10 protein-coding genes are annotated in these 10,711 nt (G+C 69.6%); 4 read left to right on the forward strand and 6 right to left on the reverse strand.

Annotation, left to right across the window (positions count from 1 at the left end; all coding sequences use genetic code 11):
• From AUL35_RS11035 to polA, 5 genes are all read right to left on the reverse strand, one after another.
• Positions 1 to 1,258: polyhydroxyalkanoate depolymerase (locus AUL35_RS11035; protein ID WP_062014846.1), on the reverse strand; the 1,258-nt coding region annotated here is incomplete at its 3' end.
• A gap of 91 nt (positions 1,259 to 1,349) precedes the next feature.
• Positions 1,350 to 1,931: a GNAT family N-acetyltransferase gene (locus tag AUL35_RS11040; RefSeq protein ID WP_062014750.1), complete on the reverse strand. Its 582-nt coding sequence runs from the start codon at positions 1,929 to 1,931 to the stop codon at positions 1,350 to 1,352.
• Positions 1,928 to 2,224 carry a DUF1330 domain-containing protein gene (locus AUL35_RS11045; RefSeq protein WP_062014752.1) on the reverse strand — a complete coding sequence of 99 codons (297 nt, stop codon included), beginning with the start codon at positions 2,222 to 2,224 and terminating at the stop codon, positions 1,928 to 1,930. The genes AUL35_RS11040 and AUL35_RS11045 overlap by 4 nt, the downstream gene beginning before the upstream one ends.
• 43 nt (positions 2,225 to 2,267) lie before the next feature.
• On the reverse strand, positions 2,268 to 2,966 hold the full coding sequence (gene pyrF / locus AUL35_RS11050; RefSeq protein ID WP_062014754.1) for an orotidine-5'-phosphate decarboxylase: 699 nt from the start codon (positions 2,964 to 2,966) through the stop codon (positions 2,268 to 2,270).
• Between the two features lie 153 nt (positions 2,967 to 3,119).
• Positions 3,120 to 6,044, reverse strand: coding sequence for a DNA polymerase I (gene polA, locus AUL35_RS11055; RefSeq protein WP_062014756.1), 2,925 nt, complete (start codon positions 6,042 to 6,044; stop codon positions 3,120 to 3,122).
• Positions 6,045 to 6,573: 529 nt separating this feature from the next.
• Here polA and AUL35_RS11060 point away from each other — a divergent pair.
• From AUL35_RS11060 to AUL35_RS11065, 3 genes are read left to right on the forward strand one after another with little or no spacing between them, the layout of a single operon-like run.
• Positions 6,574 to 7,971, forward strand: a complete 1,398-nt coding sequence (locus AUL35_RS11060; protein WP_062014757.1) for a dipeptidase — start codon at positions 6,574 to 6,576, stop codon at positions 7,969 to 7,971.
• Positions 7,968 to 8,135, forward strand: coding sequence for a hypothetical protein (locus AUL35_RS22100; protein ID WP_156417940.1), 168 nt, complete (start codon positions 7,968 to 7,970; stop codon positions 8,133 to 8,135). The genes AUL35_RS11060 and AUL35_RS22100 overlap by 4 nt, the downstream gene beginning before the upstream one ends.
• 6 nt (positions 8,136 to 8,141) lie before the next feature.
• Positions 8,142 to 8,591, forward strand: a complete 450-nt coding sequence (locus tag AUL35_RS11065) for a hypothetical protein (protein ID WP_062014759.1) — start codon at positions 8,142 to 8,144, stop codon at positions 8,589 to 8,591.
• Positions 8,592 to 8,595: 4 nt separating this feature from the next.
• Here AUL35_RS11065 and AUL35_RS11070 read toward each other — a convergent pair whose 3' ends face one another.
• Entirely contained in the window at positions 8,596 to 9,570 is a 975-nt protein-coding gene (locus AUL35_RS11070; protein WP_062014761.1) for a tripartite tricarboxylate transporter substrate binding protein, read from the reverse strand.
• A 190-nt stretch (positions 9,571 to 9,760) separates the two neighbouring features.
• Here AUL35_RS11070 and AUL35_RS11075 point away from each other — a divergent pair, with 190 nt between their 5' ends.
• Positions 9,761 to 10,642, forward strand: coding sequence for a MipA/OmpV family protein (locus AUL35_RS11075; RefSeq protein ID WP_244493741.1), 882 nt, complete (start codon positions 9,761 to 9,763; stop codon positions 10,640 to 10,642).
• The last annotated feature ends 69 nt before the right edge of the window (positions 10,643 to 10,711 follow it).

Here is a 10,711-nt window from a genome sequence, read left to right on the forward strand (position 1 = left end):
GCGGGACGGCGGGCGGAGCGCCCTCCCCGCCACGGCGATGCGTCAGCGCGAAGTCCACCATGCGCGGCACGATCTCGGCGCGGAAGCGCGAGCCGTTGAAGACGCCGTAATGCCCGACCTTGGGCTGGACGTAGTGGACGCGCATGTCGTCCGGCAGACTGCGGCAGAGCGTATGGGCCGCGCGCGTCTGGCCGAGGCCCGAAATGTCGTCGTTCTCGCCCTCGACCGTGAGAAGCGCGGTCCGGCGGATCGCCCCCATGTCGAGGCGGCGACCGCGATGGGCGATCTCGCCGCGCGGAAGCGAGTGCTTGATGAAGACCTCGTCCACGGTCTGCAGATAGAACTCGGCGGTGAGGTCCATCACCGCGTTGTACTCGTCGTAGAAGACGCGGTGCTTCTCGGCGCTGTCGCCGTCGTTCTTCACGAGATGGAAGAAGAAGTCCTTGTGGGCGATGAGGTGCCGGTCGAGGTTCATCGACATGAAGCCGGTGAGCTGCAGGAAGCCGGGATAGACCTGCCGCCCGAAGCCCGCATGGGGAAAGGGCACGGCCATGACGACGTTGTCGCGGAACCAGTCGATGCCCTTGGCCTCGGCCAGCCGGTTCACGGCGGTCGGGTTGACGCGCGTGTCGATGGGTCCGCCCATCAGGGTCATCGTGGCGGGAACGCAGGGGTCGTCGTCCATGGACATGGCAGCGACCGCCATCATCACCGGCACGGCCGGCTGGCAGACGCCCACGACGTTCACGCCCTCGCCCAGGAAGCGGAGCATCTGCGTGACGTGGTCGACATAGTCGTCGAGATCGAAGCGCCCCGCAGCGACCGGCACGGTGCGCGCGTCGGTCCAGTCGGTGATATAGACCTCGCCGTAGGGCAGCAGCGCCTCGACCGTGCCGCGCAGGAGCGTGGCATAATGTCCCGACATCGGGGCGACGAGCAGAAAGCGTGGATCGGGGCGGCGTTCCTCGGGCAGCGCGCGCTCGAAATGGAGGAGCCGCGCGAAGGGCGTCTCCCAGACCGTGCGGTCGATCACGGGCACGCGCATCCCGTCCACGAACGTGTCGTGGATGTTCCATTCGGGCTTGCCGTAGACGCGGGTGGTGCGCTCGAACACCTCCGCCATCGCGGCGACGGTTCGGCCGAACTCGGTCGCGGCGACCGGGTTCAGCGGGTTGCGGTAGAAGACCTGCGTCGCCTCGGCGACCGCGCGCCAGGGCGCGAGCGCGGCATGGTTCCATTCGTAGAACTGGTACAACATGCTCTCCCGCATCCCGGCCGCATACGTGCCGCACATCGGCTATTGCATTGCAATATAAGCGCTTTGGATCTGGCGTCCAATTTTCGCGGCGTCACAGCCAGCGAACCATCACGGTGCGCCGGGCCGGATCGACCCCCGGCGGCAATTCCGCATCGAACCGCTTGCGCAGGGCTGGAGGGCGATCGGCGGGCGGCACGGCCAGGAAGCCGCGCCGGGCGTAGAAGCCTTCGTTGAAGGCGAGATCGCGCGCGGTGGACAGGGCGACCGCGCGCTGGAAGAACCAGCCGGCCCGCGCCACGACGGCCGTCAGGAGCGCCGAGCCGAGCCCGCGCCGGCCATGGTCGGGATCGACCGAAAGCGCCGAAAGCCAGGTGCAGCCCGCCCCTTCCGCCGCCTCCGGCTCGCCGGCCAGGATCTCGGCAAGGTCCACGCTCGCGGCAAAGCCCACCGCCTCGCCGTCCTGCTCGGCCACGAAGACCTCGTGGGCGAGCAGGAACTGGACGAAGCGTCCGGGCGCGAGGGGCTCGGCATCGGCGATGTGTCCGGCCTCGACGAGAAGCTGACCGGCCCGGCGGTCGATCTCGCGCAGGCGCATCGCCTCGCCGGGCTCCATCATGCGGATGCGGTAGGGCTCGGGCGCCATGCCGCGAAACGGCTTGCCGCCGCGCTTCACCCCTCGGCCACGCCCTCGACGATCAGGAGCTCGGCGTCCGACACTTCCTGGCGCAGGCGCTTGGCCTCCTGGTATTCGGGCGAGTTGTAGCAGGCGAGCGCCTCTTCCATCGACGCGAACTCGATCACCACGTTGCGCGCCCGCGCGTCGCCTTCCAGATCGCGGAACGGCCCGCCGCGCGCTAGGAACTTCGCCCCGTGACGCTGCATCGCGGGCGCGGCCGTCGTGACATAGTCCTTGTAGCGCTCGGGATCGTGCACATCGACATGGGCGATCCAGTAGGCCTTCGGCATGGTCGGGGTCTCCTCTTCACGTCCCCGGCCAGATAGAGGCGGCTTACGCCGCTTCCATCTCGGCGAGGATGGCACGCGCCGCCGCCAGGGGATCGGCCGCCTCGACGACCGGGCGCGCGACCACCAGATGGGTCGCCCCGTTTCGAAGCGCGTCCGCGGGCGCGACGACGCGCTTCTGGTCTCCCGCCGAAGCGCCCGTCGGGCGGATGCCGGGCGTCACGATCGCCGGGCCCGGCCCGGCCAGCGCCCGCACGCGCCCCGCCTCCGCCGCCGACGCGACGATGCCGCCGACGCCCGCCTCCACGGCCTGTCGCACGCGCCGCTCCACCAGCGCCTCGACGCCGCCATCCCAGCCCATCTCGTTGAGATCCGCATCCTCCAGCGAGGTCAGCACCGTGACGGCGAGGATCGTGAGATCCGAGCCAGCTGCCGCCCGCACCGCCGCCCGCATCACCTGCGGATAGGCATGGACCGTCAGCATCGCGACGCCGAGCCGGGCGGCGGCTTCCACGCCCTTCTCCACCGTGTTGCCGATGTCGTGCAGCTTGAGATCGAGGAACACCCGGCGGCCCGAGGCGGCCAGATCGCGCGCGAAGTCGAGCCCGCCCGGCGCATAGGCGAGCTGATAGCCGACCTTGTAGAAGCCGACCGCCTCCCCGAGCCGCTCCACCACGGCGCCCGCGCTCGCCACGTCAGGCAGGTCGAGGCCGACGATCAACCGGTCGCGTGCGGACGTGGGCATGGGCATGGCTCCTGAGGCGTTGGGATCGTAGCGGGGCTACCGCCCCGTGCCCCGTCCGGGAAGAGTTCCCGGACCCTTCTTTTCGTTTGAGCCGTCTTTTCCCCTGGTTGGGGTGCAGGGGACGGCGTCCCCTGCCTTGCCTTCACCGATGCCTCAGTGCGCCTCGTCCCAGTTATGCGCCGCGCGCGCCTCGACGACGAGGGGCACGGAGAGGTCTAGGACGGGTTCGGCGGCGGTCTCCATGACGTGGCGGATCAGCGGGATGGTGGCCTCCACCTCCTCGTCCGGCACCTCGAAGACGAGCTCGTCGTGGACCTGCAGGAGCATGCGGGCGCCGAGGCGCTCCTTGGCGAGCGCCCCCTCCATGCGGACCATGGCGCGGCGGATGATGTCGGCGGCGGTGCCCTGGATCGGCGCGTTGACGGCGGCGCGCTCGTTGAAGGCGCGCACCTGCGGGTTCGACGCCTTGATGTCGGGATAGTGCGCGCGGCGCCCGAACAGCGTCTCGACGTAGCCGCGCTCCTTCGCGCCCTGCTTCACGCGGTCCATGTAGTCGCGGATGCCGGGGAAACGCTCGAAGTAGCGCTTGATGTAGGCGCCGGCCTCGCTTTGCGGGATGGTGAGCTGGGCGGCGAGGCCGAAGGCAGAGATGCCGTAGATGATGCCGAAGTTGATGGTCTTGGCGCGTCGCCGGATGTCGGCGGGCATCTTGTCCACTGGCACGCCGAACATCTCGGCCGCGGTCGCGGCGTGGATGTCCTGCCCCTCGCGGAAGGCCTGTATCAGCGAGGGGATCTGCGACATGTGGGCGAGAAGACGCAGTTCGATCTGCGAGTAGTCGGCCGAGACCAGCTGGTAGCCGGAGGCCGCCACGAAGGCGGTGCGGATCTCGCGGCCCTCCTCCGTGCGGATCGGGATGTTCTGGAGGTTCGGGTCGGAGGAGGAAAGGCGCCCGGTCGTGGTCGAGGCCATGGAATAGGACGTGTGGATGCGATCCTGCTCGTCCATGAAGGTCGGCAGCGCGTCGGCGTAGTTGTTCTTGAGGCGCGTGATCTGGCGCCAGTCGACGATCCGTCGTGGCAGCTCGTGCCCCTGCGAGGCGAGGTCTTCCAGGAGCTTGGCGTCGGTGGCCCACTGGCCGGTGCGGGTCTTCTTTCCGCCCGGCAGGCCGAGCTTGCCGAAGAGGACGTCGCCGAGCTGCTTGGGGCTGCCGATGTTGAAGGGCTCGCCGGCCAGGATGTGGATGTCGGCCTCGAGGCCCGCCGCCTTCTGCGCGAAGCGCCCCGAAAGGCGCGACAGGATCTGCCGGTCGACGCGGATGCCGCGCTCCTCCATGCGCGCCAGCACCGGCACGAGCGGGCGCTCGAGGCGCTCGTAGACATGGAGCAGGCTCTCGGCGACGAGGCGGGGCTTGAGGGCGCGCCACAGGCGCAGCGTCACGTCGGCATCCTCGGCGGCGTATTCCGTTACGCGCTCGATGGGAACGCTGGCGATCGGCTTCATCGCGCGGCCCGAGCCGCAGAGCTCCTTGTAGGAGATGGGCTTGTGGCCGAGGAAGCGCTCGGACAGCTCGTCCATGCCGTGGCCGTCCAGCGAGGACGAGGCGTCGAGCACGTAGGAGATCAGCATCGTGTCGTCGAGCGGCGCGATCTCGACGCCGTGCCGGCGCATCACGAGGTAGTCGTACTTGGCGTTCTGCGCGACCTTGAGGATCGCGGGGTCCTCCAGGAGCGGCTTCAGGAGGTCGAGCACGCGCCCGAGCGGGATCTGCGGGCCGACCCCTTCGCCCTCCCGCTCGCCGAGAAGGTCGCCGTGCCCCTCGCCGACATGCGCGATCGGCACGTAGGCGGCCTCGTTGGGGGCCACCGCCAGGCTCAGACCGACGATCTCGGCGCGCATGGCGTCGAGCGCGGTGGTCTCGGTGTCGAAGGCGACGACGCCCTCCTCGGTCGCCCGGCGGATCCAGTAGGCGAGGCGCGCCTCGTCGCGCACGGTCTCGTAGCGCGAGCGGTCCACCTCCTGCGCGGCGGCTTCGGCGAGGCGCGCCTGCGCATGGGCGGCGGGGGAGAGTTCGAGATTGCCCGCGCGAGCACCCGTAGCGGCGGCCGGGCCCGCGTCGAGGTCGGGGCCCCGCGGAGCGGCCTCCACCTCGACCTTGGCGGCGGGCACCTCGGCGATGTCGGTGCCGAGCTTGGCCGAGACGCGACGCGTCAGCGTCGTGAACTCCATCGCCTTCAGGAAGGCGACGAGCTTCTCGCCGTCGGGCTCGTGGATGAAGAGGTCGTCGAGCTCCTCGCCGTCCACCATCGGGACGTTCTGATCGAGCGTCACGAGGCGCTTGGAGAGCCGCGCCTGTTCCGCGTTGGCCTCGATCACCTCTCGGCGCTTCTGCTGCTTGATCTCGCTCGTGCGCTCCAGCAGCGCCTCCAGCGTGCCGAACTGCTCGAGGAGGCCGGCGGCGGTCTTGGGCCCGATGCCGGGCACGCCCGGCACGTTGTCGGAACTGTCGCCGACCAGCGCCTGCAGGTCGATCATCTTGTCGGGATAGACGCCGAACTTCTCGAAGACCTCCTGGGCGCCCAGGCGCTTGTCCTTCATCTGGTCGTAGAGCGTGACGCCGGGCCCCACGAGCTGCATCAGGTCCTTGTCGGAGGAGACGATCGTGACGTCGCCGCCCGCTTCCACGGCGAGGCGCGTATAGGTCGCGATCAGGTCGTCGGCCTCGAAGCCCTGGCGCTCGACGCAGGGCAGGTCGAAGGCGCGCACGGCGTCGCGGATCAGCGAGAACTGCGGGCGCAGGTCCTCCGGGGGCGCGGCGCGATTGGCCTTGTAGTCGCCGTAGAGTTCGTTGCGGAACGTCGTCGAGGAGTGATCGAAGATCACCGCGAAGTGGGTGGGCGCGACGCCGACCTGCGTCTCGCGCGCCTCCTCGACGAGCTTCCACAGCATGTTGCAGAAGCCCGCCACCGCGCCGACCGGCAGACCGTCGCTCTTGCGGGTCAGCGGCGGCAGCGCGTGATAGGCGCGGAAGATGTAGGCCGAGCCATCGACCAGGAAGAGATGATCGCCTTTTTGCATGGGAAAGGTTGGTATCGCGGGGCGCGGAACCTGTCCACGGCAACCCGCCGAAGCCGGAGCAGCACCGGGATGGCAGGCGGCGACTGGGCAGCGAAAACGGTCGTCAAGGGGAGAGAAGCGACGCCGGATCGCCGACATTACAGAGGTTTAAGGTTCAGATCACGAAGCTGTGATCAGATCGCCTTGAACTTATTCGGGGGCAGGCGCATTTTCTGCCCAACGACGCACGCAAAGAGGCGTCGCCTTCGGCCTAAAGCTTGTCCCCCGCTTTCGTGCCGAACGCTGAGCGGAAAGATCCCATCCCCCCTCTCGGGACATCCGCTCTATCAGAAGGAGCCGTCGCGACAACCCCCCTCCAGTCCGCGACGGCTCTTTTCTGTTTTCCTGCCTCGGCTTCTCCCCGTTTTCCACATGACCTGTTGTTTGTGCGCCACGCATCGCGCGGGTGGACCTGCGCGAGCCGGAAGGGCTATGGCCATGGTCGAAGCCCGCCCTTCGCGGCGGGCCGTCCCGCAGCCCGGATGATCCCATGGCCGACCTCGACAGCGTCCTTTCCTCCCTCGACCTGAACCTCGACCGCTCGGTGGAGCGTCTGCAGGCCCTCCTGCGCATCCCCTCGATCTCGACCGACCCGGCCTATGCGGCCGACTGCCGGCGCGCCGCCGAGTGGCTGCGCGGCGACCTCGAGGCGATCGGTTTCGAGGCGCGCGTCCACGACACGAAGGGCCATCCCATGGTGGTGGCGCGGCGCGAGGGACCGGCCGGCTCGCCCAACGTCCTCTTCTACGGCCACTACGACGTGCAGCCGGTGGACCCGCTGGAGCTGTGGGATGCCGACCCGTTCGATCCGCGCGTCGTCGACGGGCCCGACGGCTCGCGCCGCATCACGGGACGCGGCTCGGCCGACGACAAGGGCCAGCTGATGACCTTCATCGAGGCGTGCCGCGCCTTCATCGCCGAGACCGGCGGCCTGCCCTGTTCGGTGACGATCTTCCTGGAGGGCGAGGAGGAGTCCGGCTCGCCCTCGCTCCTGCCCTTCCTCGACGCGCACCGCGAGGCTCTGCGGGCCGACGTCGCGCTGATCTGCGACACGAGCATGTGGGACAAGGACACGCCCGCCATCTCGACGGGGCTGCGCGGCCTCGTCGGCGAGGAGGTGACGATCCGCGCCGCCTCGATGGACCTTCATTCCGGCTATTTCGGCGGGGCGGCCGCCAACCCGATCACGGTTCTGGCGCGCATCATCGGTGATCTGCACGACGCAGAGGGCCGCGTGACCCTGCCCGGCTTCTACGACGGCGTGCCGGAGCTGCCGGACGACGTGCGCCGGGTCTGGGACGAGCTGCCCTTCTCGCAGGACGCCTTTCTCGGACAGGTCGGCCTTTCCGTGCCCTTCGGCGAGAAGAACCGCTCGGTCCTCGAGCAGACCTGGTCGCGCCCGACCGCCGAGGTCAATGGCATCGAGGGCGGCTACACGGGCAAGGGCTTCAAGACCGTGATCGCGGCCGAGGCCCATGCCAAGATCTCCTTCCGCCTCGTCTTCGACCAGGACCCGACGGCGATCCGCGAGAGCTTCCGCCAGTTCGTGCGCGAGCGCCTGCCGGCCGACTGCCGCGCCGAGTTCCACGAGCACGGCGGCTCGCCGGCGATCCAGCTGCCCTTCGATTCGCCGGTGCTGGAGACGGCCCGCGAGGCGCTGTCGGCCGAGTGGCCGAACAAGGCGGTGATGATCGGCATGGGCGGCTCGATCCCGGTGGTGGGCGAGTTCAAGCGCCGGCTCGGCATGCCATCATTGCTGGTCGGCTTCGGCCTGGCAGACGACCGCATCCACTCGCCCAACGAAAAGTACGAGATGCGCTCCTTCGCCAAGGGCCAGCGCTCCTGGGCGCGCATCCTGGCGGCGCTGGGCGAGCGGGGGACCGCGTGAGCCGTCTGCCGCCCGGATACGAGGACGAGGAGCGCGAGGACGCGGAGGGAGCCGGGGCACCGGCGCTGCCCCCGCTCTCCGACCCGTTGCGCGAGGCCAAGATGCAGGTCGCGCGCGCCGTCGCGCGGCGGCGGCGCGCCGCGCTCGCGGCGCTGAAGGATTAGGGCGCGATGTTCGAGATCACCTGGCTCGACCGTCTCGACATCGAGCGCATCCATGCCGAGCTTGCGGGCCGGCCGGAGGGCGACGCCGCGCCCGCCCTCGCCCTTCTCCTGCGTCGTCTGGCGGGCCTCCTGCAGGGCGACGAGGAGGTCGAGCTGACCGACCTTGCCGCGGCGCTCGCCGAGGCGATCCTGCGCGACCGGCCGTTCGCGAGCGGCAACCGCGCCGTTTCGCTGGTCGCCTGCGAGACCTTCCTGGTGCTGAACGGGCTGGATCTCCTGCCGCTCTCCGACGAGGAGCTCGCCGCGACCTGGCTCGCCCTCGAGGCGGGCGAGCTGACCGCGTTCGAACTGGCCGGCATCCTGCGCGGCGAGCGCCCCGAACTCGTCGAGGACGCCATCGTCGCCCATGGCCACCGGCTGCCAGCGGCGATGGGCGACGACGCAGGCGAGTTCTGACGCGCTACTCGATGCGCGCGCCGGACTGCTCGATCACCGGGCGCCAGCGCGCGATCTCGGACTGGACATGGGCGGCGAGTTCCTCGGGCGTGCCGCCCACCGTCGTCGCGCCGACCTCGGCGAGGCGCGACTTGACGGCCGGGTCGGCGATCGCCTCGTTGGCCGCCCGGTTGAGCTTCGCCACGATCTCGGGCGACGTGCCGGCCGGCGCGAAGAAGGCGTTCCAGGTGTTGGTCTCGTAGCCCGGCACGCCCGCCTCCTCCATGGTGGGAATGTCGGGGAAGTTGGCGGCGCGCGTCTTCGTCGTCACGGCCAGCGCCCGCAGCGCGCCCGAGCGGATGAACTCGGTCGAGGACGGCAGGTTGTCGAAGTTGATCGGCACCGCGCCCGACACGGCGTCCACCAGCGCCGGGCCTGAGCCCTGGTAGGGCACGTGCACCATGTCCGTGCCGGTCATCGACTTGAAAAGCTCGCCCGACAGGTGGAGCGGCGTGCCGTTGCCGCTGGAGGAATAGACCTCCTCGCCCGGCCGTTCCTTGAGCCGCGCGATCAGCTCGCGCACGTCCCTGGCCGGATAGTCCTTGTTGACGGTCAGGACGTTGGGCACGGTCACGAGCCAGGCGACGGGCGCGAAGTCCTTGACCGGGTCGAAGGGCGGCTTGGCATAGAGCGAGGCGACCAGCGCATGGGTCGCGATCGTTCCCATCAGGATCGTGTAGCCGTCGGCCGGGGCCTTGGCGACGAAGCTGGCGCCGAGATTCCCGCCCGCACCGCCCTTGTTGTCCACAAGAACCTGCTGACCGAGGATCGTCGACATCTTCTGCGCGATCGTGCGCGCCACGAGGTCCGTGGAGCCGCCGGCCGCGAAGGGCACGACCAGCGTGACGGGCCGCTCCGGATAGCCCTGCGCGACCGCCGGCGACAAGGCGCCCGCCAGCGCGGTGGCGAGCGCGGCTGCAAGCAGTTGGAGTCGTTTCATCCCGTTTCCTCCCTCGGGCCTCTGTCGCGTCGCGCAAGCCCTTTTCAGTCTGCTAGTGTGACGCGGGCGGGCGGGTGCGACAAGCGCGGGGACGCGCAACTGCTTGTGACCTATCGGCCACGCCTCGTTGCAGGAACAGCACACGGGCACCGGGCGGCCGTTGAAACGATGGGGCTGCGCGAGACATGGTGTGGCAACGCGGCGCCTCGCCGGCCTGCCCCTGTTTTCGGAGTTCCCGCCCGTGTCGATCCGCGCACTCGCCCTTGCCCTCGCCGCCTCGACGCTCGCGATCTCCGCCGCCTCGGCGGCCGACGTCTACACACCGGATACGACCGAGGTCGCCGTCGTCAACAATGCCGACCTCATCATCGAGCTCGGCGCCGGCATCTCGACCCAGCCCGCCTACGAGGGCGCGAACGACTACATCGTCTCGGGCTTCCCGATCGTCGCCCTGCAGTATCTCAGCATCCCCGGCCTCTTCAACATCGGCTCGCCGGACGAGCGCCAGGGCGGCCTGCGCATCGGGCCTTCGTTCCGGTTCGTCGACAAGCGCAACGCGGCCGACTACCCCGAGCTTCTCGGCACGCTGCCGCTCGACGACAGCTACCAGATCGGCCTGCGCGCGGGCTACGAGTTCCCGGTCTACGAGACGCTGAACGTCGAGGTCTACGGCGCGGCGCGCTACGCCTTCAACGAGGGCGAGGGCTTCGTGGGCGACGCGGGCTTCGACCTGATCTCGCGTCCGCGGCCGGACCTGGAATTCAAGCTGGGACCCCGCACGAGCTTCGCCGATTCCGACTACATGGACACCTACTTCGCCGTGAAGCCGATCGAGGCGCTCGGCTCGTTCGGGGGCTTGCGCGCCTACGACACGTCGGGCGGCTTCAAGTCGGTGGGCGTCGCGGCCTCCGCGCGCTACGAGTTCCGTCCCGACTGGTTCCTGAACGCGAACGCCGCCTGGGACCGCCTGGTGGGCGATGCGGCCGATTCGCCGATCGCGCAGGTCGGGTCGAAGGACCAGTTCTTCGCGGGCCTCGGCCTGTCGCGCCGCTTCAGCTTCGACCTCTTCTAGCCCTTTCCGAGCGGACCGCGCGGGGCCTGGCCGGTCCCGCGTCCGCCGTTCACGCCTCGGCAGGCTTCC

The organism is Aureimonas sp. AU4, assembly GCF_001463765.1.
Classification (GTDB): domain Bacteria; phylum Pseudomonadota; class Alphaproteobacteria; order Rhizobiales; family Rhizobiaceae; genus Aureimonas.